The organism is Pseudomonas sp. ChxA, from assembly GCF_030263855.1.
In the GTDB taxonomy this organism is placed as follows: Bacteria; Pseudomonadota; Gammaproteobacteria; order Pseudomonadales; family Pseudomonadaceae; genus Aquipseudomonas; species Aquipseudomonas fluorescens_CB.
In genome coordinates, this window is the sequence record NZ_JARPMK010000001.1 from 3,212,481 (window position 1) to 3,235,427 (window position 22,947).

General features: G+C 59.9%; 19 protein-coding genes. 9 read left to right on the forward strand and 10 right to left on the reverse strand.

Annotation, left to right across the window (positions count from 1 at the left end; translation table 11 throughout):
* Positions 1–13: 13 nt before the first annotated feature.
* Both P5706_RS14255 and P5706_RS14260 read right to left on the reverse strand, forming a co-directional pair.
* Complete coding sequence (locus tag P5706_RS14255) at positions 14–460, reverse strand: hypothetical protein (protein WP_285679616.1); 447 nt, start codon at positions 458–460, stop codon at positions 14–16.
* 57 nt (positions 461–517) lie between these two features.
* Positions 518–1,018, reverse strand: coding sequence for a DUF4822 domain-containing protein (locus tag P5706_RS14260; protein ID WP_285679617.1), 501 nt, complete (start codon positions 1,016–1,018; stop codon positions 518–520).
* A gap of 415 nt (positions 1,019–1,433) precedes the next feature.
* Here P5706_RS14260 and P5706_RS14265 point away from each other — a divergent pair, with 415 nt between their 5' ends.
* The 3 genes from P5706_RS14265 (at position 1,434) to P5706_RS14275 (ending at position 5,091) form a co-directional block, all read left to right on the forward strand.
* Positions 1,434–2,711 carry a serine/threonine transporter gene (locus tag P5706_RS14265; RefSeq protein ID WP_200433407.1) on the forward strand — a complete coding sequence of 426 codons (1,278 nt, stop codon included), beginning with the start codon at positions 1,434–1,436 and terminating at the stop codon, positions 2,709–2,711.
* A gap of 126 nt (positions 2,712–2,837) precedes the next feature.
* Complete coding sequence (locus tag P5706_RS14270) at positions 2,838–3,455, forward strand: ParB-like protein (protein WP_285679618.1); 618 nt, start codon at positions 2,838–2,840, stop codon at positions 3,453–3,455.
* Positions 3,445–5,091: a SulP family inorganic anion transporter gene (locus tag P5706_RS14275; protein WP_285679619.1), complete on the forward strand. Its 1,647-nt coding sequence runs from the start codon at positions 3,445–3,447 to the stop codon at positions 5,089–5,091. The genes P5706_RS14270 and P5706_RS14275 overlap by 11 nt, the downstream gene beginning before the upstream one ends.
* Before the next feature lie 1,111 nt (positions 5,092–6,202).
* Here P5706_RS14275 and acnB read toward each other — a convergent pair.
* Entirely contained in the window at positions 6,203–8,812 is a 2,610-nt protein-coding gene (acnB, locus tag P5706_RS14280) for a bifunctional aconitate hydratase 2/2-methylisocitrate dehydratase (protein WP_200433253.1), read from the reverse strand.
* Positions 8,813–9,206: 394 nt separating this feature from the next.
* Between acnB and P5706_RS14285 the strand changes: the two genes are divergently transcribed.
* Positions 9,207–9,677, forward strand: coding sequence for a DUF1289 domain-containing protein (locus P5706_RS14285; protein ID WP_200433250.1), 471 nt, complete (start codon positions 9,207–9,209; stop codon positions 9,675–9,677).
* 138 nt (positions 9,678–9,815) lie between these two features.
* Here the strand turns inward: P5706_RS14285 and P5706_RS14290 are convergent, their stop codons facing one another.
* Positions 9,816–11,147, reverse strand: coding sequence for an IS110 family RNA-guided transposase (locus P5706_RS14290; RefSeq protein WP_285679620.1), 1,332 nt, complete (start codon positions 11,145–11,147; stop codon positions 9,816–9,818).
* 286 nt (positions 11,148–11,433) lie between these two features.
* Entirely contained in the window at positions 11,434–12,297 is an 864-nt protein-coding gene (uspL, locus tag P5706_RS14295; protein ID WP_200433249.1) for a universal stress protein UspL, read from the reverse strand.
* Positions 12,298–12,446: 149 nt separating this feature from the next.
* Here uspL and P5706_RS14300 point away from each other — a divergent pair, with 149 nt between their 5' ends.
* Positions 12,447–13,049, forward strand: coding sequence for a MiaE family protein (locus P5706_RS14300; protein ID WP_200433248.1), 603 nt, complete (start codon positions 12,447–12,449; stop codon positions 13,047–13,049).
* On the opposite strand, the gene P5706_RS14305 is transcribed toward P5706_RS14300, so the two are convergent.
* Positions 13,005–14,204: an MFS transporter gene (locus tag P5706_RS14305; RefSeq protein ID WP_285679621.1), complete on the reverse strand. Its 1,200-nt coding sequence runs from the start codon at positions 14,202–14,204 to the stop codon at positions 13,005–13,007. The genes P5706_RS14300 and P5706_RS14305 overlap by 45 nt on opposite strands.
* 156 nt (positions 14,205–14,360) lie before the next feature.
* Between P5706_RS14305 and P5706_RS14310 the strand changes: the two genes are divergently transcribed.
* Together P5706_RS14310 and P5706_RS14315 are read left to right on the forward strand one after the other, a co-directional pair.
* On the forward strand, positions 14,361–15,068 hold the full coding sequence (locus tag P5706_RS14310) for a winged helix-turn-helix domain-containing protein (RefSeq protein ID WP_219267689.1): 708 nt from the start codon (positions 14,361–14,363) through the stop codon (positions 15,066–15,068).
* Positions 15,069–16,346 (forward strand): ATP-binding protein, encoded by a 1,278-nt coding sequence (locus P5706_RS14315; RefSeq protein ID WP_285679622.1) that lies wholly within the window; start codon positions 15,069–15,071, stop codon positions 16,344–16,346.
* Between the two features lie 150 nt (positions 16,347–16,496).
* Here the strand turns inward: P5706_RS14315 and P5706_RS14320 are convergent, their stop codons facing one another.
* The 4 genes from P5706_RS14320 to P5706_RS14335 all read right to left on the reverse strand — a co-directional run bounded on the left by P5706_RS14320 (position 16,497) and on the right by P5706_RS14335 (position 20,635).
* On the reverse strand, positions 16,497–17,288 hold the full coding sequence (locus tag P5706_RS14320) for a MipA/OmpV family protein (RefSeq protein ID WP_285679623.1): 792 nt from the start codon (positions 17,286–17,288) through the stop codon (positions 16,497–16,499).
* 17 nt (positions 17,289–17,305) lie between these two features.
* Positions 17,306–19,129 (reverse strand): serine hydrolase domain-containing protein, encoded by a 1,824-nt coding sequence (locus P5706_RS14325; protein ID WP_285679624.1) that lies wholly within the window; start codon positions 19,127–19,129, stop codon positions 17,306–17,308.
* A 94-nt stretch (positions 19,130–19,223) separates the two neighbouring features.
* Positions 19,224–19,712 carry a GFA family protein gene (locus P5706_RS14330; protein ID WP_285679625.1) on the reverse strand — a complete coding sequence of 163 codons (489 nt, stop codon included), beginning with the start codon at positions 19,710–19,712 and terminating at the stop codon, positions 19,224–19,226.
* A 32-nt stretch (positions 19,713–19,744) separates the two neighbouring features.
* A complete protein-coding gene (locus P5706_RS14335) occupies positions 19,745–20,635 on the reverse strand; it encodes a LysR family transcriptional regulator (RefSeq protein ID WP_058421372.1) in 891 nt (296 codons plus the stop codon).
* 293 nt (positions 20,636–20,928) lie between these two features.
* Here P5706_RS14335 and P5706_RS14340 point away from each other — a divergent pair, with 293 nt between their 5' ends.
* Both P5706_RS14340 and P5706_RS14345 read left to right on the forward strand, forming a co-directional pair.
* On the forward strand, positions 20,929–21,747 hold the full coding sequence (locus tag P5706_RS14340; protein WP_285679626.1) for an HTD2 family dehydratase: 819 nt from the start codon (positions 20,929–20,931) through the stop codon (positions 21,745–21,747).
* 28 nt (positions 21,748–21,775) lie between these two features.
* Positions 21,776–22,939: an acyl-CoA dehydrogenase family protein gene (locus tag P5706_RS14345; RefSeq protein WP_285679627.1), complete on the forward strand. Its 1,164-nt coding sequence runs from the start codon at positions 21,776–21,778 to the stop codon at positions 22,937–22,939.
* Positions 22,940–22,947 lie beyond the last annotated feature (8 nt).

Here is a 22,947-nt window from a genome sequence, read left to right on the forward strand (position 1 = left end):
CGCCACATTGCCGTTATTGGGCAGGATCCGCCTGCCGCGCCTGGATCTGCTCTGCTTGCGCGATCGGCCTGAAATCATAGGTAGGATAAAATTCCGTTGTGTAGACGCCCCAGGCAGTGCGTTCTATCGCCAGATTGACCTCTACCAGGCGCGAAGCCGGCAGGCGTAGCACCACGATCTGTCCGATGCCCATGGTTACATTCCAACTGACCACTTCAACCCCGGCAGGAGGAAATGCCGTGTGAAACGCCTGCTTGGCCAATTGTGTCTTCAGTTCGCTCAAGGGCCGCGACTGATCATGTTTGAGAAACACCGTTAACATAACGGCGTTATCAGCTGTGGCCGCCACAGTGTTTACGCTGGCGGGCGCGGCGGTGTTGGCAGTGGCTGCTGCGGGCAACAAAGCAACCGTCAACAGCACAGGTATTAACAGTGACGTGAGAGCGTTACTTGGATTCATCTTGGGTACCTCGCAGGCTATGAATGTAAGAGGCGTCGCGTCAGGCGTGAGCGCTGACTAGTTCGACAGCGCCGTTTTTATCGGGCCGATATAAGGCGTATGCACGACATAGATTCGAACAGGAGGGTTGCCAGCAACCATGTCGCGAGGGACTTCGCGAGAGTAGGTGAATTCGTTCTTATCCAGTTTTTCCAGGCGCCTGACCACGGTTTTGACCGGGCCCACATCGGGCACCAGAATATGGGTGTTCTGGTCGCCGGTGACCAGGAAGTAACCGCCACCGCCATCGGCGTATTTTGACAGCCCGGTATCCGCGTGGAAGAACTCATAACGGTTGCGCTGTGGGTCCCACATGGAGATGCCCACCACACCCGGGTAGTTGGCCTTGACGTCCACCTGCGGCGCACCCTCGATATAGACTTTGGTGGTCAGCCATTGCGGGGAAGAGGCCAGCGCCTGCACATCTGGTTGAGGCTCGGTTGGCGTCGCGTAACTTTCGCTGGCGTTAAACAGGCCGATAAGACACAGGCCGGTTAATACACTACTGAGTGTTTTCATTCTTGAACGCCTGAGGCTGTTGGCTAAGAGCATGGCATGCTGTTTGTGCAAGGGGCGTTGCGATCTTAGTGTGTGCTCTGGCGGCGGCTCAATGGTTATGTAGGGTCCTGTAACAGTTAATGGTCTATTTCAATGGAAATATGAATTAGATGTAGGGTGTGTCTGCTTTATATGTCGGATACTTCTTGGAAGTTGCTTTTTTTAACCGATTTTTGGCGATTCCATAACCTGTCGCCGCCCACGAAAACTGCCGTGCGCCACCCGCCTTGAGCGGCTGCGCCGCTCAACCATTCCTCAGCTAAGTCTTTGCTTATTCGAGAGAATCCCGGACAATCCGGCCCCTTCTATGGACGGGGCGCTGCCTGTCAGGTTTTTCTGACTCGCCCCGGCCGTGTAAATGCGGAGATCCGACCGGATGAATGATCAGGCCAATAGCGTCGACGAACGCTATGCAACGACACCTGCAACCCTCACAAGCTGGAGCCGCCAGGACACCACCTGGATGCTGGGCCTGTTCGGCACCGCCATTGGCGCCGGTACTTTGTTTTTGCCGATCAACGCGGGCCTGGGCGGCTTCTGGCCCCTGGTGATCCTGGCATTGCTGGCGTTCCCGATGACGTTCTTCGCGCACCGTGGCCTCACGCGCTTCGTGCTGTCCGGCCGTGCCGGCTCCGACATCACCGACGTCGTTGAAGAGCATTTCGGCCTCAAGGCCGGTGCGCTGATCACCTTGCTGTACTTCTTTGCGATCTTCCCGATCCTGCTGATCTACAGCGTGGCCTTGACCAACACCGTCAGCAGCTTTATGGAACACCAACTGCACATCATGCCGCCGCCACGCGCGATCCTGGCCTTTGTGTTGATCCTCGGCCTGCTGGCCGTGGTGCGTTGCGGTGAACAAGTGATCGTCAAGGCCATGAGCCTGATGGTGTATCCGTTCATCGTCGCCTTGCTGTTCCTGGCGGTGTACCTGATCCCGCACTGGACCGGCGGCATCCTCAGCACCGTCAGCGAAGTCCCGGCGCCCTCCGTGCTGCTCAATACGCTGTGGCTGGCGATTCCGGTGATGGTGTTCTCGTTCAACCATTCGCCGATTATCTCGGCTTTCGCGGTTGACCAGAAACGCCAGTACGGCGCCAACGCCGATGCGCGCAGCTCGCAGATCCTGTGCCGTGCGCACCTGTTGATGGTGGCAATGGTGCTGTTCTTCGTGTTCAGCTGCGTACTGACCCTGTCGCCGGCGCAGTTGGCTGAAGCGAAAGCGCAGAACCTGTCGATCCTGTCATACCTGGCCAACCACTTCGACAACCCGACCATCGCCTTCGCCGCGCCGTTGATTGCGTTCGTGGCGATTGCCAAGTCGTTCCTGGGCCACTACATCGGCGCCAGCGAAGGGCTCAAGGGCCTGGTGCTGAAAACCGGTCGTCGCCCGGCTGCCAAGTCCCTGGACCGCATGACCGCCGCCTTCATGCTGGTCGTGTGCTGGCTGGTTGCCACGCTTAACCCAAGCATCCTCAGCATGATCGAAACCCTCGGCGGCCCGATCATCGCCTCGATCCTGTTCCTGATGCCGATGTACGCGATCCGCAAAGTACCGGCCATGGCCAAGTACCGTGGGCAGGCGTCCAATGTGTTCGTCACCGCTGTGGGCCTGGTCGCGATTACTGCGTTGGTCTACTCGCTGCTGTCCTGATAACCGGCAGCAGGTAGCAAAGCCGATTCGCGCACTGCGTGAATCGGCTTTTTTTTGTGTGCGAAAAAATCCGCGTGGCAATGAGGGCTAAGCTGTCGGCTTGTTGCTTCCTTTTTGGAGATACCCATGGCTCGGCCGCGCCCGCAACTGGTCACCTGCAAGCTGGAAAAACTGCACCCTACGCAATTGACGGTCGGCATGGCTGAAGTTGCCAGCAAGCGCGACGCCTGGACCAAACTCAAACGCAAGGAGCGCGCCGCAGCCCTCGACAAGCACTGGTTCCCTTGTGTGCTGGGCCCGGATGAACGCTATTACATCACCGACCATCACCATTTCGGTTTGGCCTTGATTCTGGAAGAGGTCAAGAGTGTGTCGCTGCTGATGCTCAAGGACCTGTCTTTCGTGGAGCGCAGCACCTTCTGGAACGTCATGGCGTTCAATCAATGGGTGCATCCTTACGATGCGCGCGGCCTGCGGCGTACCTATGAAGCCATTCCCCGCAAGATTACCGACCTGCAGGACGACCCTTACCGCAGCCTTGCCGGCCTGCTGCGCACAGCGGGTGGCTATGCCAAGGATGCAACGCCGTTCAGCGAATTTTTGTGGGCGGACTTTTTTCGTAGCCGTATCGGCAGTGATGTTGTCAGCCAGCCAAATGCCAGGTTACTGGGCAAGGCCATGACCCTGGCGCGCAGCCAGGAAGCCCGTTATTTGCCAGGATGGGTTGGGCCGATTGAAAACTGAAACCGCTACGCCCGTTGCCGTACCACCCAATCGCACCCAGGACATCCTTGCCGGGTTATCCATCGCCGGGTTACTGCTGCCGGAGGCCGTGGCGTATTCCAGCATCGCTGCGTTGCCGCCGCAGGCGGGTGTGATCGCCCTGTTTGCCGGGCTTGTGTGTTATGGCCTGTTCGGCACCAGCCGGTTTGCCATTGTCTCGGCTACCTCTTCGTCTGCTGCGGTATTGGCGGCTGCTACCGCCAGCCTGGCCGGGGATGATCCGGCGCTGAGGCTGTCCCTGGCCTTCGGGCTGGTATTGATCACTGGCGTGTTGTTTCTGTTGGCCGGTTTGTTCAAGTTGGGCGGTGTGACGTCGTTTATTGCCAAGCCGGTGTTGCGCGGCTTTGCCTTTGGCCTCGCGCTGACCATCATCCTCAAGCAACTGGCGAGTGTGGTGGGCGTACACCTGACTGATAACAACCTGATCCGCTTCCTGCCGCAGTTGCTGGAGCAATTACCGCACTGGAATTGGCCGGCGGCACTGGTGGCAGCGGCAGCATTGGCAGTGTTATGGCTGTGCGCGCGAATCCCGCGCTTGCCGGGCGGCTTGCTGGTGGTGGTCCTGGGGATCGTTGCCGGGCAGTACCTGGGCTTGCAGGCCCAAGGCGTGGCCTTGATCGGCATGATTGATCTGCGTCTGGAGCTGGGGCATTTTCCGGTGCTGCCGTTCGCGGATTGGTTGCGCCTGGGCGAGTTGGCATTTGCCTTGGTCATGATCCTGTATGCGGAATCCTACGGATCTATCAGCTCGTTCGCACTTAAACATGGCGACCGGGTGTCATCCAATCGTGACCTGTTGGCGCTGGGCGCGGCGAACCTGGTGTCTGGGTTGTTCCATGGCATGCCCGCCGGCGCAGGCTATTCGGCCACCTCTGCGAATGAGGCAGCCGGCGCTGGTTCACGCCTGGCGGGCATCGTTGCGGCGTTGGTGGTGCTGGTGATCGTGTTGACGGTGCTGCCGTATGTGGCATTGACGCCAGAGCCGGTGCTCGCCGCCATTGTCATCTACGCGCTGGGCCGTGGCCTCAGCCTGCAGCCCTTGGGGCGTTATTTCCTATGGCGCCGCGACCGTTTGCTGGTGATCTGCGCGGTGGCGGCGGTCTTGGTGTTGGGCGTGCTGGATGGCTTGCTGGTGTCGGTGGCGATCAGCGTGGTGTTGATGCTGCGCCAGATGTCGTCGGCGGATATTCAAGTGCTGGGGCGCTTGGGCGACAGTCATGACTTTGTTGATCGACAACACCATGCCGATGCGGTGCAAGTGCCTGGCCTGTTGATTGTGCGGCCCAGCGAGGCGCTGTTCTTTGCCAATGCCGAACGCATCCTGGGTGCGGCGTTGCGCTTGATGCGTCAGTCGCCGGTCGATGCGGTGGTGTTGAGTCTGGAAGAATCGCCTGATCTTGACGGCACCAGTATCGAGGCGCTAGCAGCGTTTTTTGCGCAGGTGCACGGGGAGGGCAAGCGGCTGGTACTGGCGCGGGTGCGGCATTCGGCGTTTGATGTACTGCAAGCCTTGCCCGAAGCCGTTGCGCCACAGGTTTTGTTGAGTGCCTTGAGTGTTGATGGTGCGGTGCAGTTGGCGTTGCACGCCAGGTCTTGAGTGACATTGGTCAAGAAGTGTGGGAGCTGGCTTGCCAGCGATGGCGGGTTGTTGGTGGTGGTGTACATATCCGTTGCTGCGGTAACGGCTTCTATTGGTTCCGCTCTTACAGCGGGTCACTTTTGTAAAGACACAAAAGTAACCAAAAAGTCTTCGCCCCAACACTCGGTGCCTCGCTATGGCTCGGCATGCCCGCAATCCGCCAGTGATTTGGGGGGCCGCCGCGATGGGCCATCCTTGGCCCAGCGCGGCTAAACCGGCATCCCTGCCGGTTTACCCCCCAAATCCCTGTCAGATTCCGGCCATCGTGTTTAACGGGGCGATTTCAGATCAAGATCAAAAGCGCAGATCAAAAGACCGCTGACTTCGCCATCGAAAAGGATGTAAGGGCCGGAGCAACAGCAACAGCAAAGCAACAGCAACAGCAAAGCAACAGCAAAGCAACAGCAGAGCCATACTCGGTCAACTGTGGGAGCTGGCTTGCCTGCGATGGCATCAACTCGGTGTACCTGACACACCGAGGTGCCTGCATCGCAGGCAAGCCAGCTCCCACAGAAAAGCAGTTCTTCAGCGTATTCAGACAGGCTTTTGATTTGCACTTGATCTGGCTTTTGATTCAACCACTCAGGTCGGCTTTCAGGCCGCCGTGCTGTAGATCTTGATCTTGATCTTGATCTTGATCTTGATCTTGATCTTGATCTGCTTTTGATCTGAGGCGCCCCGTTAACCACGATGGCCGAACGCAGGCTTGAATCCGTGGGTAACCCGGCAGGACGCCGGGTTAGCCGCGCTGGGCCAAGGATGGCCCATCGCGGCGGCCCACGGATTCAAGCCGGAGTGAGGGCATGCCGAGCCTAAGCGAGGCACCGAGTGGTGGGGCGAGGACCTTTTGGTTACTTTTGCGTCCTTGCAAAAGTGACCCGCTGTAAGAGCGGAACCAATAGAGGCCGTTACCGCAGCAACGGATATGTACACAAAACAACACAAAAAGACCGCCAAAGCCGGCAAACCAGCCCCCACAGTTGTTTATCAGTGTGACGAATATCCTATTCCACGCATAAAAAAACGCCGCGCATCTTGCAATGCGCGGCGCTTTTTAAATCACAACATCTTAGGCTTGAATCACCGGAATGTTGGCGCTTGCTGCGATTTTGCGGAACTCGGCGATCTGATCGAAGTTCAGGTAGCGGTAAACGTCACTGGCCATGGTGTCCAGTTTCGCTGCGTAACCCATGTACTCTTCGACGGTCGGCAAGCGACCCAGAGTGGAGGCGACTGCCGCCAGCTCAGCCGATGCCAGGTAGACGTTCGCGCCATCACCCAGACGGTTCGGGAAGTTACGGGTCGAAGTCGACACAACCGTCGAGTTCGGCTCTACACGTGCCTGGTTACCCATGCACAGTGAGCAGCCCGGCATTTCCATACGCGCGCCAGCCTTGCCGTAGATGCCGTAGTAGCCTTCTTCGGTCAGTTGGTGAGCGTCCATCTTGGTCGGCGGCGACAGCCACAGACGGGTTGGCAGCTGACCCTTGACCTGCTCCAGCAGCTTACCGGCAGCGCGGAAGTGACCGATGTTGGTCATGCACGAACCGATGAACACTTCGTCGATCTTCTCGCCGGCAACACTGGACAACAGACGAGCGTCGTCCGGGTCGTTCGGTGCGCAGAGGATCGGCTCGTTGATTTCGGCCAGGTCGATCTCGATGATTTCGGCGTATTCGGCGTCGGCATCGGCAACCATCAGTTGCGGGTTGGCAACCCAGGCTTCCATCGCTTGGGCGCGACGTTCCAGGGTACGCGCATCGCCGTAGCCTTCGCCGATCATCCAGCGCAGCAAGGTGATGTTGGAGTTCAGGTACTCGGTGACGGACGCTTCCGACAGCTTGATGGTGCAACCGGCAGCCGAACGTTCAGCCGAGGCGTCGGACAGCTCGAAAGCCTGTTCCAGTGTCAGGTCGTTCAGACCTTCGATTTCCAGGATGCGGCCGGAGAAGGCGTTCTTCTTGCCTTTCTTCTCTACGGTCAGCAGGCCAGCCTGGATCGCGTAGTAAGGAATGGCATGAACCAGGTCACGCAGGGTGATGCCAGGTTTCATTTTGCCTTTGAAGCGCACCAGGATCGATTCCGGCATGTCCAGTGGCATTACGCCAGTGGCTGCGGCGAACGCGACCAGACCGGAACCGGCCGGGAACGAGATGCCCATCGGGAAACGGGTGTGGGAGTCACCACCGGTGCCGACGGTATCCGGCAGCAGCATACGGTTCAGCCAGCTGTGGATGATGCCGTCGCCTGGACGCAGCGATACACCGCCACGGGTCATGATGAAGTCAGGCAGGGTGTGGTGGGTGGTCACGTCGATCGGCTTAGGGTAAGCCGCGGTATGGCAGAACGACTGCATTACCAGATCGGTCGAGAAGCCCAGGCACGCCAGGTCTTTCAGTTCATCACGGGTCATAGGACCGGTGGTGTCCTGGGAACCTACGGTGGTCATCTTCGGCTCGCAGTAGGTGCCAGGACGAACGCCTTTGCCTTCTGGCAGACCGCAGGCCTTGCCGACCATTTTCTGTGCCAGGGTGAAACCCTTGCCGGTGTCGACAGGCGCTTCAGGCAGTTTGAACAGGTCGGTAGGGCCCAGGCCCAGTTCAGCACGGGCCTTGTCGGTCAGGCCACGGCCGATGATCAGCGGGATACGGCCGCCGGCGCGAACTTCGTCCAACAGCACCGGAGTCTTCATTTCGAAGGTGGTCAGGACTTCGTCGGTGCCGTGTTTGCAGACTTTGCCAGCATGTGGGTACAGGTCGATCACGTCGCCCATGTTCATGTTGGTAACGTCGAATTCGATTGGCAGTGCGCCGGCATCTTCCATGGTGTTGTAGAAGATTGGAGCGATCTTGCTGCCGAAGCAGAAGCCGCCGGCACGCTTGTTCGGCACGTAAGGAACGTCATCGCCGAAGAACCACAGTACCGAGTTGGTTGCCGATTTACGCGACGAACCGGTGCCGACCACGTCGCCGACGTAGGCGATCGGGAAACCTTGGCCGCGCATTTCTTCGATCTGCTTCATCGGGCCGGTTTTGCCTTGCTCGTCCGGCACGATGCCTTCGCGTGCCATTTTCAGCATGGCCAGGGCGTGCAGCGGGATGTCAGGGCGGGACCAGGCGTCCGGGGCAGGGGACAGGTCGTCGGTGTTGGTTTCGCCGGTAACCTTGAAGACGCGCAGGCTGATCTTGTCGGCCAGGGTTGGGCGGTTGCGGAACCACTCGCCGTCAGCCCAGGACTGGATCACGCCTTTGGCGTGCTCGTTGCCGTTCTTGGCTTTTTCGGCCACGTCGTGGAACGCATCGAACATCAGCAGGGTGTGCTTGAGTTGGGCGGCAGCGACAGGGGCCAGCTCGGCGTCGTCCAGCAGCTCGACCAACGTCACGATGTTGTAGCCGCCTTGCATGGTGCCCAGCAGTTCAACAGCGCGTTTCTTGTCGATCAGGGGAGAAGTGACTTCGCCCTTGGCCAGGGCGGACAGGAAACCGGCCTTGACGTAGGCAGCTTCGTCAACGCCTGGTGGAATGCGGTTGGTGATCAGGTCAACGAGAAATTCTTCTTCGCCAGCCGGAGGATTCTTCAGCAGCTCGACCAGGCCTGCGGTTTGTTCGGCGTTAAGCGGCTGGGGAACGATACCCAGTGCTGCGCGCTCTTCGATATGTTTGCGGTAGGCTTCAAGCACAGTTATTACCCTCATCAGTGGTCCCACGGGACGCTCATCCAGAAATGAACGGCACGCATGCGCTCGGGGGCTTTTTGGGCCGCAAAGCCAGCGCTGCCGGCATTCCTCACAGAAGCTGCTTTCAAAGTTTTACGCCTGCAGAACGGAGCTGATGAGGGTTGGCGCGGGCTCTGACCTACCGGGTCGAACCTGCGCCAACACCGTTCTGAAGGAACGACTGTGCTCGTGACGCTTTGAAAACAGCTTCCAGCGGATTATTGGCGCCTTACAAGGCCGGATGATTCTACGGCAAAAAAAATCTAAAGGTAAGTTACCTAACCAAGTTTGCTGGGTGATCAACCTTAGACAAAGGGCTAACATGGCGCTTCGTTTCGCTGATTTGTGTGCTTTGCCCATGTCCAACCAAGCCATCAAGACCCCCTGCGTCGGCCTGTGCTCCACGGTTTACGGCGATCTCGTGTGCCGCGGCTGCAAGCGCTTTCACCATGAGGTGATCCAGTGGAATGGCTATAACGAAGAAGAAAAACGTGCGGTATGGCTGCGGTTGGAGCAACTGTTGGTGCAGGTGATGGCCGGCAAACTCGAAGTCTTCGACCCCAAGATGCTGCGCGGGCAGCTTGAGCAGCGCAAGATTCGCTTTGTGCCGCACCAGTCCGAATACTGCTGGGCCTACCAGTTGATCGCCCGAGGCGCGCGGGTGATTTCCAACCTGGAAGCCTATGGCATGGTGCTGCTGCCGGAGTTTCGCGACTGGGCACTTCCGGATCTGCGGGATGCCATCGATCGTGAGTTCTTTATCTTGTCCGAGGCGCATTACCAGCGCTATATCGCGCCGGGGTTCCTGAAGGACGCACTGGGCCACTGACCGCAGAGGTCAATGTGGGAGCTGGCTTGCCTGCGATGGCGGTAGATCAGCCAAAGGTGTGTTGACTGTAAGGTTGCTATCGCAGGCAAGCCAGCTCTTATCAAACAAAAAATAACTCATTGTTTTTGCTCTTAAAAATCAAGCCGCTTTAATCAGCTGCAATCCCAACTTACGTGCCTTGCGTTCCAGGGCGCGCAGTTGTCGGTCTCGGCTACGTTCTTCAAATTCCTCCATTCCCTTCTCAACATAAGGCTGACCTTTGGTCAGCATCGCGTAGATCAGCCGTGCCAGTTGATGAGCTGTCGCCTTGATGGCACAACAGGTGTCCATCCGGGTCAGGCGCGCTCGGTGGCTGGCACCGATAAAACTTTTATCGTTGCGTGCAATAGAGGCAGCTTGCTTCAGCGCTTGCGCAGCTCGATTAATCACTTTCACCGTCTTTCCAGGAAGGGGTTTTCCTCCCGAAATTCTCGTCGGCGGTGCAAGGCCTAGCCACGAACAGAAGTGCTGCGAAGTCGGAAAGCGTGATAAATCCGCCCCCAATTCACTGGCCAAAACCAACGCCGTGTCGATTCCGATGGTTGGGATTGCGGTCAAATCCACGCCCATGACCTTGTTCAGCGCGCGATGCAAAATCAGTTGCTGCTCATTTGAGCGGTGTGGGTTGCGCAGTGTTTTGCTGGGCGGAACAACATCCGCCTGAAGAACGGGTAGTCGCTCCAGTGCCTGCGCAATGGCTTGATCACACTCGCCAATCTGTTTTTCCAGAAAATCATAAGCTGCCAACTCCTGACCCAGAGCATGCAAATGCTCGGCTCGCCAATTACCTCGTAAGCTGCGGGCGACAGTAGCCTGGTCGGCTTTGACGCGCTTGTCTCTGAGCATGGCGAGTACTTCGGGGTCCCGTTCGCCTTTAACGATTGCTCGCAAAATGCTCATGCCCGTCACCCCGGCAATGTTGCTGATGACCTGAGCCAGCTGGATGTTCATTTGGACCAGCGCCTTTTGCATCCGATTAAGCGCTTTGGCTTGGTCACGCACCTTATTGCCACGCTGACGGACCAGTGAGCGCAGTGAGCACACTTCGTCCGAGGGCCGAAAAGCGCCTCTCAACAGGCCGTGCGTCATGAGCTGAAGAATCCACTGGCAATCCAGTACATCGGACTTTCGCCCGGTGATTTGCCGAGTCGCGCGGGAGTTAACGAGATAGACCTCAAAGCCTCGTCTATCCAATATTTCGAAAAGCGGGATCCAATAAACGCCGGTCGCCTCCATCGCCACCATCTTGACGCCCATGGACTCAAACCAATCGGCCATGGCGTGCAAATCGTCGGTGAAGGTTGAAAACCTTTTAACCGGGTCATCGCATTTCGTCGGATCAACGGCAGCCAAATGTTCACCGCCGCCAACATCAACGGCAGCGCAGTCAGGGTGAATAACTTCAAACCGTTTTTGGTTCTTGCGCGTCATGACAATTCCTCGCAGGATTGAATGACGCGGGCGGGGTACACGGTGGCGAGCGGATTCACTCTCTTATACGTGGTCACAGCTAGCTGTGCCGACAATGACTCCACGCCGATACCGTGCAGGCCACTCTCCCACTCGGGTGCTGTCACACCAGTGCTGGTTACGGCCTTTGCCCCGCCCGCGTTCTTCAACCTTACGATGAACCAGTTTGATGCGCGACAGCGCTACATCGAAGAGGTGGCGGGGCCTCCCACATTTGATCTCCATGGTCTGAGGAGGCTATGTCAGGTCAGGCCTTGGTGGCCAGCTCTTCCAGGTGATCCATCAACTCCTGCGGCTTAAGCACCAATACATCACCCTCCACCGCATCCAGCACCACCTCCGCCGTATTGCCGATCAGCGCCCCGGAAATTCCTGTGCGCGCCACCGTGCCGATAATGGTCACCGCCGCCTGCAAGCTGTGCGCAGCATGGGGAATCAACACATCCGCCGGGCCTTCATTGATATGCAGGTGAGTGTCGTCGATATCAAACTCGGCCTGGAACGCCTTGCACTGCTCGCGATAGCGCGCCTCGATGGTTTCCTTGAGCTGAAAGGTCGGGTCTGCCGCCGACAGCATCGGCGAGGGATGGGCACTGATCACGTGCAGTTGCGCTTTCGCCAGGCGGGCAATGTCGAAGCCATGGTCGATGATGGTGTTGTGCAGCGCCTGGTGTTCGCTGTCGCTGTTGCCCACATCAATCGCCGCCAGCACCACCTTGTCGGCCCAGGGCGTCGAGGTTTTTACCAGCAGCACCGGGGTAGGGCAGTAGCGCAGCAGTTTCCAGTCTGCCGGCGTCAGCAGGGCTTTTTTCAGTGGGCTGTCGGCAAAGTGCTGCTTGATCACCAGGCCACAGCCTTCGGCCTGCTGCACGTCGATGATGGTTTCATGCAGGCTGTCATTCCACGCCTGCTCGGTGGTCACGCTGTAGCCGTCCTCCTGCAGGCCGGACTTGAGCAGGCTGAGCAGCGCCGAATGCTCGTGCTTTTTGTCGCACACCAGCAAATGCAGGTGCGCGCCGGTGACCCCGGCAATCAGCTTGGCGCGCTTGAGGGCCAGGCTTTCTGAATGCTCAGGTTCGATAACCACCAGGATGCTGCGGATGGCTTGCATGGTCGGGGTCTCCAAAGGGTGGGCCTGGAACAACTATAGTTGCTGCCCGCCAGACGTCATGTTGATGCACATCAAGGCCAGTAGCTGGTGGTCTGCGACGGGGTCGGTATAATCGCCGGCCTTTTGTGATCCTTTTGCCCGTGAGCCCGATGAACCTGCCCGAAATCCACGAATTCCTCGGCTGCCGCACCCCTGACGCCTGGGTCCAGGCCGCGTTGGCCGACCAGCAGACCCTGCTGATCGACCACAAGAACTGCGAATTCAAAGCCGCCAGCACCGCCCTCAGCCTGATCGCCAAGTACCACGCCCATGTGGACCTGATCAACATGATGTCGCGCCTGGCTCGTGAAGAGCTGGTGCACCATGAACAAGTCATGCGCCTGATCAAAAAACGCAAGATTGAACTGCGCCAACTGCATGCCGGGCGGTATGCCTCGGGTTTGCGCAAGGTGGTGCGCAGCCATGAGCCGGTCAAACTGGTCGATACCTTAGTCGTGGGCGCGTTTATCGAGGCGCGCAGTTGCGAGCGTTTCGAAGCCCTGGTGCCGCATTTGGACGAAGAACTCGGCAAGTTCTACTTCGGTTTGCTCAAAAGCGAGGCCCGGCACTTCCAGGGTTACCTGAAGCTGGCTTACCAGTACGGCGACGCCAAAGACATCGCCCAGGTGATCGAGCGGGTGCGCGCCGCCGAGCAGGAACTGATCGAGTCACCCGACATCGAGTTCCGCTTTCACAGTGGCGTGCCAGCCTGAGGCAACGGCCACGCCGATCAGCGCGGTGATCCCGGCTAGCAGCAAGATCACCGTTTGCGTGCCCAGCGGCGCCGCCAGCACGGCAATCAACAAACCCGCCAGCGGCTGCGCCAAGTTATTGAGCAACGTTATCACGCCGACTGTCTTGCCGAAGTCCTGCACCGGGATCACTCGTTGGCGAGTGCTGCGCATGTACACGTTGAACATCTTGTCGAAGCCGGTGATCAGCAAAAAACCCAGGGTGTAAGCCCACAAGTTGGGGCTGACAGCCATGATCACCGCCCCCGCCGCGATCATTGAATACGACAGCCCGCCCAGCACCTTCAGCGGCAGGCTGGAGCGCGCCAGGTAAAACAGAATGACGATGGTCACCACCGCGCCGGCAGCCTGCAACAGCGCATAGGCGTCTTTGCCGGCGGCGAACAGGCCAGTGACCATGGCCGCAGACGTCGCCAGCGTGACTCCGATGATCAAGTTGACGCCCACCGCCAGGGCAATGACCCGCTTCAGTTCCGCCAGCTTGCGGATGTGCCCGACGGCAATGCGCAGCGGCTGCAGCCAGATATCCTGATGCTGCTCAAAGCTTTCCAGGCTGACCGTGGTGTTGCGCTGCCACGCCAACATCGCCAGGTCCGCCAGCACAAACAGCCCGGCAATGCCCACCACTACCCACGGCCACGCCCACACCTCCAGCATCAGCGCCGCCACCAGTGGGCCGAGCACCAGGCCGCTCTGGTCGGCGATCTGCGAGTAGGACAAGGTCTTGGCATAGGTGTAATGCTTGAAGATATGCGGCATCACCACTTCGCGCGCCATGATGCCCTGGGTCGTCAACACGCCGCACAGCGCCGACAGGATCACCAACCAATAGATACCGTCGAACACGCCATACAACGCCACCGCCACCACGCACGCCAACGCGCGGTAAACCTGGCTGATATGCAGGATACGCACCGGCGAGAACTTGTCGCACAATGCGCCGCACACCGGAAACGCCAGGTAACGCGGCAGCGACTCGACGAAGAACGCCAGCCCCGCCCACGACACACTGTTGGTGGTCTGGAACACGATCAGCGGCACGATAAACAACAGAATCTGGTCCGCCAGCCGCGACAGGAACAGCGAGATAAAAAAAGCCAGGTAGTCCTTGCGCATATAACTCCTGTTAGTGGCGTAAAAGATTGCAGGCTATTTGTTAAAAACTCTTAAAAGCATGAAGCTTCGTCGGGCGGTAATGGCCAGTTGCTTAAGTCGGCCAGCTTGCCACCTATAATGCTCACACTTCAATTCGCGCATCCACACTGAGAACTTATGGAAAACCTGGGTCTGGGCAAGGTCCTGCTCGTTGAGGACGATGAAAAGCTGGCAGGGCTGATCGCGCACTTCCTGTCGCAACACGGTTTCGAGGTGCGTGTGGTGCATCGGGGTGATGAGGCTTTGGCGGCCTTTCTCGACTACAAGCCGAAGATTGTGGTGCTCGACCTGATGCTGCCGGGCCAGAGCGGGCTGCACGTGTGCCGGGGGATTCGCAACGTGTCGGACACGCCCATCGTCATCCTCACCGCCAAGGAAGATGACCTGGACCACATCCTGGGCCTGGAGTCGGGCGCCGACGACTACGTGATCAAACCGATCAAGCCGCCGGTATTGCTCGCCCGCCTGCGTGCCCTGCAGCGCCGCCAAGTGCCGGAACCCACGGTGCGCGGTGCGCTGGAGTTCGGCCGGTTGTCGATTGATCGCAGTTGCCGGGGCGTCAGCCTGGGCGGTGAAGCCATCGACCTCACCACCATGGAGTTCGAGTTGCTGTGGCTGCTGGCCAGTCACTCAGGGACTATCCTTTCGCGCGACGACATCCTCAACCGCATGCGCGGCATTGCCTTTGACGGCCTGAACCGCAGTGTCGACGTGTACATCAGCAAGTTGCGCAGCAAACTCAACGATAACCCGCGCGAACCGGTGTGCATCAAGACCATCTGGGGCAAGGGATATCTGTTCAATCCGTTTGCGTGGGAGGTCTAGATGCTGCGCCTGTTTCTGCGCCTGTATGTGATCCTGGCGCTGGGGTTGGCCGGGGCAATCTGGCTGGTCAACTACACCTTCGATGAGTTATTGCCCGAAGCCAACGAAGTCTATAACCGCGAAGCCTTACGCGGGCCGGCCTATGGCTTGGTCGAGCAACTGCGGCCGGTGCAAGGCGCGGCCCGCGATGCGCGCCTGGCTGAGCTGCAACCCCATTACGGTTTGCGCCTCAAGCTGGTGCCGCGCGACACCCTGGCGCTCAATGACCGCGAAGAGCAACTGTTGGCGGGCGGCCAACTGGTGGTGCGCGGCGACTTCATGGAGTTCCTGACCACCATTGATGGCGGCCCGCAGTTGCTGCAGATCAAGCTGCCGGAAGAACCCAAATGGTTGTACCTGTGGGCCTATGGTTTCCTGGGTGTGAGCCTGGCCATCGTCCTGTATTTTTGGGTACGTCCGCATTGGCGCGACCTGGAGCATATCCGCCTGGCCGCGCAGCGCTTTGGCGATAACGACCTCGGCTCGCGCATCCTGCTGCCACGCCGTTCTACCGTGCGCGAGCTGGCCGGGCACTTCAACCAGATGGCCGAACGCATCGAAAGCCTGATCGCCAACCAGCGTGAACTGACCAACGCGGTGTCCCATGAGTTGCGCACGCCGATTGCGCGCTTGTCGTTTGAGCTGGATCAGCTCAAGCAGCAGGCTGACCCGCGCCAGAGCCGCGAATTGATCGCCGACATGTATGCCGACCTTGGTGAACTGGAAGAAATGGTCTCTGAGCTGTTGACCTATGCCAGCCTGGAGCGCGGAGCCACCCAGGTGACGCAGGAAAATATCGAAGCGCATAGCTGGCTCGACAGTGTGATCGGCAGTGTGGCGCTGGAGGCCGAGGCGGCAGGTGTGCAGTTGTCGTTGCGCACCTGTGAGGTCGACTTTATCCAGATCGAGCCGCGTTTTATGGCGCGTGCAGTGATCAACCTGCTGCGCAATGCCATTCGCTACGCCGAGCGCCGTGTGGAGGTGTCGCTGATCAAGTTCGGCACTGGCTACGAAGTACGGGTCAATGACGACGGCCCTGGTGTGCCGATGGAAGGGCGGTCGAAGATCTTCGAACCGTTCCTGCGCCTGGACGCCAGCCGCGATCGCCGCACCGGCGGCTTTGGCTTGGGCCTGGCGCTGGTCAAGCGCGTCAGCCAGTGGCATGGCGGGCAAGTTGAAGTGCTGGATTCGGAGTGGGGCGGGGCGTCATTCAGGATGACCTGGGCATACGCCGAGTAAAGCTCGGGCCTAGCAGGGAACAGGTGTGATAACCCCTTCAATGTGGGAGCTGGCTTGCCTGCGAATGCGGTGTATCAGTTAAAGAATTATTGACTGACACACCGCATTCGCGAGCAAGCCCGCTCCCACACGTTCTGATCGGCTAGCCGATCAGAACGTATATTCCAAAACCCCCATCACCGACGTCTGCAACCGTCGCTCCACGATCGGGCTCTTGCCCGCTTCATCCGCCAGGTACTGCACATCCAGCAAGGTCGAGAACTGGGTGTGCTCGCTGATCGGCAGGCTCCACACCAGGTTCATGCCATTGCTGATGTTGCCCGCACCGGCCTTGTAGGCCTTGAAGCGGCTTTGCGCGGCCTGGCCGGTAGTCACGCCATACCAGGTCTGCAGGTAGTTACGGTCGCCAAAGTGGCTGCTGAGGCTGGCATCCACCGAGCCGTAGCGGCCTTCGTACAGGTTGGTGCCCAGGCTCAGTTCGAGGTGGGTGTAGGCCTTGCCGGTGTCTTTGCGGTCGTTCTCCTTGAGTGCATGTTCCAGGGTCGCGCCAACAATCACACCGCCCAGGTTATAGCTGGCGCTGACGCCCAATTGCGGGCGGGCCTTGATTTCGCCCATGCCTTTGAGGCGTTTGGAGCCAGCATGCAGGCTTTCGTTTTTGTCCTTGCGCGCCGCGCTTGCGCCGACATACGCGCTGAAGCTCAGGGCATTGCCTTCGTAACCCCAGCCCAGGCCCTTGTCGGTGTCGAGGAAAATCCCCCACGGGCTCACGACTTTGCCGCCCAGCAGTGGCGCGGTCATGCGTTCGTCGCTGCCGCTGTAGCGCGGCAGGTTGCCCACGCCGGCCCTGAGGCTGTATTGCCAGTCTTCGGCAATCGCAGTGTCTGCAGCCGCGAGCAGGCACAGCGAGGTGAATGACAGACAGAGGTTTTTTGAGCGCATCTGGATGTTCGTCCTTGTTAAAAATTCAACAGGTTGTTGGGCGATTGCGTGCGTTTGAAGGAGTAACCCGAAGCGCTGAGGCCGTTGACCTGGCGGCTGACGGTATCGCCCAGGCCATAGCCGTTGCCGGCCAGCACCGCATGGGCGTTGTCGATTGGAAGCAGGATGTAGTCGGTAAGCGGCTCGTTGTGCAGTTGGCCGCGAATCACCAGGAAGCCTTCCTCCAGGCGCACGCTGATGCCGCTCAACGGCGCGTCGGGTTCGTGGGTGTTGAGCACTTGGTAGGTGCCGATGGTGGCGGCCCAGGCCAGCGGCAGCGGCGGCGGGTCGATGCGTTCACCGATGGCCAGGCGTTGCCCGTGGCTGCGGGCCGTGAGCACTTGGCGGCCCTGCACCGTGACCACATCCAGCTGTACGCGGCCCAAATCACCGAGGTCTTTGAACCAGAGGCCGAAGACTTTTTTCTGCGCGCGCAGCCAGCCGTGCTCGTCGCGCAACAATTCGAAGTCAAACCCGGCCAGTTCACCGGACAGCCGATCGCCCTCATCCTTGACCCGGAACACGCCCCAGGCCGTGGCATAAAACCCGGCCAGGCGCTTGCGGTCGACAGCGGCCGGCACCTGGCGCAACTTGAGCCCATGGCTGGGCGCCGGGCAGTCGTCGGCGCACACGGCCTGGCCGGTTTGCGCCTGGAGCATCAGGCGCAGGGTCTCGGTGGCCAGGCGCGCGACCAGCTCTTCGGCGTTGCTGTCATTGGCCATGATGATCACCGCCAGTTGCTGGTCTGGCAGCACGCTCAACTGCGCGGCAAAATCATCTCCGCCGCCACTGTGCTGGTAGGTGCGCACGCCGGGGGCGACGGGTTCATCGCCGCAGGGTGCCAAAAACCAGCCCAGGCCCATCTGGCAATCGAAGTCCAGGGCATTGCCGGTGTTTTGCTGGGTGAACATCTGATCAATCGACGGGCTCTCAAGCACACGGGTGCCTTTATAGAGGCCATGTGCAAACAGCATCTGCACGTAGTGGCTGAGGTCTTTGGGGCTGGCCCACAAACCGCCGGCAGCCAGGTCACGCACCTGTGCATCGGTACTTGCCACGCCGTCTTCGTACCCGAGGGCGCGAAAGCTCAACTGCGTGCCGGTGCCGACAAAACTCGACTGGTTCATCTCCAGTGGCCTGAGCAGGCGACTTTGCAGTTGTGCTTCAAAACTTTTGCCGCTGCTGCGCTCGATGGCCGCGCCGACCAGCGAATAACCGAGGTTGGAATAGGCCACCTGAGAGCCCGGCGGGCTGCTCAGCCACACGCCCGACACGCGCATCGGCATTTGGCCCATGGCATAGGTGCTGCGCACGTCGCGCAAATGTTCGCTGGGCAAACCGGATTGATGACTGAGCAAGCGGCGCAGGGTGATGTCGCGGTCGGCGGCGGCCTGGTCAGTGTGAAAGCGCGAACGCACGTAGAACTCGCGCAGGGCCTGCTGGATGGGCGCGTCGAGAGCCAGGCGTTGCTGCTCGACCAATTGCAGCGCCGCTGTGGCCGTCAGTAGTTTGGAAATGCCGCCGGCGCGAAACGCCGTGTTGGCGGTCACCGGCACCCCCTGGGCCTTGTCGGCCAGGCCAAAGCCGCGCGCCCAGATCAGCTCCTGGCCATTGACCAGCGCAATCGACAAACCGGGCACATTCTCGCGGGCCAGGTCCTTGGGAATGCGTGCTTGCAGGTAACGGATGATCGCGCCGTAATCGCCCTTGGGGATCGCCGGCGGGGCAGGCGGCTGCACGTGGCAGCCAAGCGTGCCGAGCAGGCAACCCCATAACGGAATACCGCGCAATGTGCGAAACATGAAGAGCACCCGAATGGTGGTTTGGATGCTCGAATGCTAGGGCGGTGCGAGCCAACAATCTTTGAGAGCTTTGTCGAGAAACTGTCAAAGAGTGTTAACGCGTCAGCCCCAAACGTTCATGCCACTGGGCGATGGATTCTTCGGGGTATTCGTCGAACTGCAAATCGCCCTTGCGCACGCTGACTTCCACCCACGGCGCCTTCGAGCCGAGCATCAGGTGCGTGTGCTCAGGCGGCACCGGCAACGGCGTGTCGATGGCCGAGGCAAACGGGTGGATCAGCTCCGGCCATTCGGGGCTGAACAGCCACAAGGCGCTGGCGCACTGCGAGCAAAAATGCCGTTCGGCAGTGCTCGCATGCGCACGGCTGGCGCCCTCGGGCTTGAGGCGGGCGTGGTAAATCGAGATGTGCTTGCGCCCCTGCACCTTCAGGCTTTGCGTATCGCCGGCAAGGTTGATCGCATAACCACCGCCGCCTTGGGTCTTGCGGCAGATCGAACAGTAGCAGCGCTGGTACGGGTAGGGATGCTGGCTGTTCAGGCTGAATGTTACGGCGCCGCAATGGCAGGATCCTTCGAGTTGCATAACCGTCTCCTCTGGCAAGGTGACTGTTGAGCTTAGGCGCTTTGCGGCATCAAGGTGGCGATCAACGCCCGAATGGTGCCCGGCAGTGCTTCCAATTCCCTGACGAGAATACTGCGCTCGCGAATCGCCCACGGCTCATCAAGCTTCACCGTCACCAACTGCATGGTCCGGCTGTGCCGCACGGCGGCCGACTCGGGAATGATACCAATGCCTACGCCAGCCTCGACCATCCGGCAGATCGCCTCGAAGCTCGACACCTGAATGCGCAGCGATAAATGCTTGCCCAGGCGATCGACGTGTTCACGCAAAAAACTCAATAGCGTGCTGCCTTCGTGCAGGCCAATGTGCTGGTAGGCCAGGGTTTGTTCCAGCGTCACTGAAGGCTGGTCGGCCAACGGGTGGCCGACGGGCACCATCAGCACCAATTCATCGGTGCTGAAGTGCAACACCTGCAAACCCGCCGCCTCAACCGGCCCGGCAATGATGCCCATGTCGCTGGTGCCATCAAGCACGCCACGCACGATGTCGCGGGATAAACGCTCTTGCAGGTCGACGGTCACGCCCGGGCGCTGGGACAGGAAGCCTGCCAGCACCTCCGGCAGAAACTCGGTGACCGCCGTGGTGTTGGCGAAGATGCGGATATGCCCGGCCGAATCCACGCCGTATTGGGTGAATTCGCTTTTGAGGTAGTCCACCTGGCGCATGATCAGCCGCGCATGGTGCAGTAGCCGTTCGCCCGCCGGGGTGATCTCCACGCCACGGCTGTCGCGGTACAGCAGGCGCGTGTCCAACTGGCCTTCCAACGCCTTGATCCGCGCACTGGCGGCGGCCGGCGAGAGGAACGCACGCTTGGCGCCCTGGGTGAGGCTGGGGGATTCGGCGATGTGGATAAACAGGCGCAGGTCGGCGAGATCGAAATGCATGCAAACCCCTATTTTGGCAACGGTGAGGTACAAGTGTGGGAGCTGGCTTGTTGTGGCGAGCAAGCTTGCTTGCGCTGGGGTGCGAAGCGCCCCCAAAAAGCCGGAGACTGCTGCGCAGTCAACGGGAGCAAGCTCCCTCGCCACAACAAGCCAGCTCCCACAGGATATGAGGGCGGACTCGAAGTTGGCGTTCAGCATAACCGAACGCTGGTTTATTGAAATGCAAATTCTCAGAACGGGCAGGCGCTTGCATGATCCGGGGCAGACACTCACTGCCCGAGGACCTGCACCCGATGAGCGCCACTGACTGGATCGGCCGAAGCGAGACCGCCCACGACCACCTGAGCCATAACCTGCTCAAACGCATTGCCGCCACCTTCGGCGAGGCAGTACCGGAACAGGGTGCCGATTTGCCGCCGCTGTGGCAGTGGTGCTTTTTTCAGGACCCATTGCCGGAATCGGCCTTGGGCACCGACGGCCACCCGGCCCGTGGCGGTTTCCTGCCGCCGGCCGACAACCGCAATCGCATGTGGGCCGGTGGGCGCATCGAGTTCCTGCACGGCTTACGCGCTGGTGAGGCGGCGACCCGCGTGTCGACCATCACCCAGGTCGAAGAAAAGACCGGGCGAACCGGCTCGCTGTTGTTTGTCACCGTGCGCCACGATTATTCCCAGGATGGCCGCCTGGCGATCCGCGAAGAACAGGACATCGTTTACCGCGAACCCACGCCACCCAAACCAGGCAGCGGTGACGCCTTGCCCGAAGGCGAATGGCAGGCATCGATCAGCCCCACACCAACCCTGCTGTTTCGCTACAGCGCCGTGACGTTCAACGGTCATCGCATCCATTACGACTACCCCTATGTCACCGACACCGAAGGCTATTCAGGCCTGGTGGTGCACGGCCCGCTGATCGCGACCTTGAGCCTGCGCGCGTTTTGCCGCGCCCATCCCGACGCAATCCTGCGCCATTTCGCTTATCGCGGCCTGCGGCCGCTGATTGCACCGCAGCCATTTGTGGTCGGTGGGCGTGTGACCGAAACCGGTGTGGCGCAGCTGTGGGCCGGCAATGCCGGCGGCCTGGCGCAGACCGCTCAAATCCACTTCGAATAATCCAAGAACAACAGGCGGAGAGCCGTTAATGAACCCCAATGACAACGAAGAACTCAATGCCATCCGCGAAGGCGTACGTGCCCTGTGCGCCGAGTTCGATGCCGCCTACTGGCGCAGGATCGACGAACAAAAGGGCTTCCCCGAAGCCTTCGTCAAAGCCCTGACCGACGCCGGCTGGCTGTCGGCGATGATCCCGGAAGAATACGGCGGCTCTGGCCTGGGCCTGGCCGAAGCCTCGGTGATCCTCGAAGAAGTCAACCGTTGCGGCGGCAACTCCGGCACCGTGCATGGCCAGATGTACAACATGTTCACCTTGCTGCGCCATGGCAGCGAAGCGCAAAAAAGCTTCTACCTGCCCAAGCTCGCCAGCGGCGAATTGCGCCTGCAATCGATGGGCGTCACCGAGCCAACCACCGGCACCGACACCACCAAAATCAAGACCACCGCGATCAAGCGTGGTGACAAGTACGTGATCAATGGCCAGAAGGTCTGGATCTCACGCGTCCAGCATTCCGACCTGATGATTTTGTTGGCGCGTACCACACCGTTGGCCGAAGTGAAGAAAAAATCCGAAGGCATGTCGATCTTCCTGGTCGACCTGCGCGAAGCCATCGGCAACGGCCTGACCGTGCAGCCCATTGCCAACATGGTCAACCACGAAACCAACGAACTGTTTTTCGACAACCTGGAGCTGCCCCTCGACAGCCTGATCGGCGAGGAGGGCAAAGGCTTTAAATACATCCTCGACGGCCTCAACGCCGAACGCACCCTGATCGCCGCCGAGTGCATCGGCGACGGTCGTTGGTTTATCGAAAAGGCCAGTGCCTACGCTCGCGACCGCGTGGTGTTTGGCCGCCCGATCGGGCAGAACCAGGGTGTGCAGTTCCCGATTGCCGAGGCGCACATCGAAATCGAAGCGGCGGACCTGATGCGCTGGCGTGCCTGTGAGGAATACGACAGCGGCAAGAATGCCGGGGCCAGCGCCAACATGGCCAAGTACCTGGCCGCCAAAGCGTCCTGGGAAGCGGCCAACGCCTGCCTGCAAACCCACGGCGGCTTTGGTTTTGCCTGCGAGTATGACGTGGAGCGCAAATTCCGCGAAACCCGCCTGTACCAGGTTGCGCCGATCTCCACCAACCTGATCCTGTCCTACGTGGCCGAGCACCTGCTCGAACTGCCACGCAGTTTCTGAGGGCCTGA

Bases quoted from the DNA above. Each gene is read 5' to 3' on its own strand.
- P5706_RS14315 (WP_285679622.1), top strand. From the start codon at position 15,069: ATGCTGCGCCTGTTTCTGCGCCTGTATGTGATCCTGGCGCTGGGGTTG.
- P5706_RS14310 (WP_219267689.1), top strand. From the start codon at position 14,361: ATGGAAAACCTGGGTCTGGGCAAGGTCCTGCTCGTTGAGGACGATGAA.
- P5706_RS14320 (WP_285679623.1), bottom strand. From the start codon at position 17,288: ATGCGCTCAAAAAACCTCTGTCTGTCATTCACCTCGCTGTGCCTGCTC.
- P5706_RS14330 (WP_285679625.1), bottom strand. From the start codon at position 19,712: ATGCAACTCGAAGGATCCTGCCATTGCGGCGCCGTAACATTCAGCCTG.
- P5706_RS14325 (WP_285679624.1), bottom strand. From the start codon at position 19,129: ATGTTTCGCACATTGCGCGGTATTCCGTTATGGGGTTGCCTGCTCGGC.
- P5706_RS14305 (WP_285679621.1), bottom strand. From the start codon at position 14,204: ATGCGCAAGGACTACCTGGCTTTTTTTATCTCGCTGTTCCTGTCGCGG.
- uspL (WP_200433249.1), bottom strand. From the start codon at position 12,297: ATGCAAGCCATCCGCAGCATCCTGGTGGTTATCGAACCTGAGCATTCA.
- P5706_RS14340 (WP_285679626.1), top strand. From the start codon at position 20,929: ATGAGCGCCACTGACTGGATCGGCCGAAGCGAGACCGCCCACGACCAC.
- P5706_RS14290 (WP_285679620.1), bottom strand. From the start codon at position 11,147: ATGACGCGCAAGAACCAAAAACGGTTTGAAGTTATTCACCCTGACTGC.
- P5706_RS14285 (WP_200433250.1), top strand. From the start codon at position 9,207: ATGTCCAACCAAGCCATCAAGACCCCCTGCGTCGGCCTGTGCTCCACG.
- P5706_RS14335 (WP_058421372.1), bottom strand. From the start codon at position 20,635: ATGCATTTCGATCTCGCCGACCTGCGCCTGTTTATCCACATCGCCGAA.
- P5706_RS14265 (WP_200433407.1), top strand. From the start codon at position 1,434: ATGAATGATCAGGCCAATAGCGTCGACGAACGCTATGCAACGACACCT.
- P5706_RS14255 (WP_285679616.1), bottom strand. From the start codon at position 460: ATGAATCCAAGTAACGCTCTCACGTCACTGTTAATACCTGTGCTGTTG.
- P5706_RS14345 (WP_285679627.1), top strand. From the start codon at position 21,776: ATGAACCCCAATGACAACGAAGAACTCAATGCCATCCGCGAAGGCGTA.
- P5706_RS14260 (WP_285679617.1), bottom strand. From the start codon at position 1,018: ATGAAAACACTCAGTAGTGTATTAACCGGCCTGTGTCTTATCGGCCTG.
- P5706_RS14270 (WP_285679618.1), top strand. From the start codon at position 2,838: ATGGCTCGGCCGCGCCCGCAACTGGTCACCTGCAAGCTGGAAAAACTG.
- P5706_RS14300 (WP_200433248.1), top strand. From the start codon at position 12,447: ATGAACCTGCCCGAAATCCACGAATTCCTCGGCTGCCGCACCCCTGAC.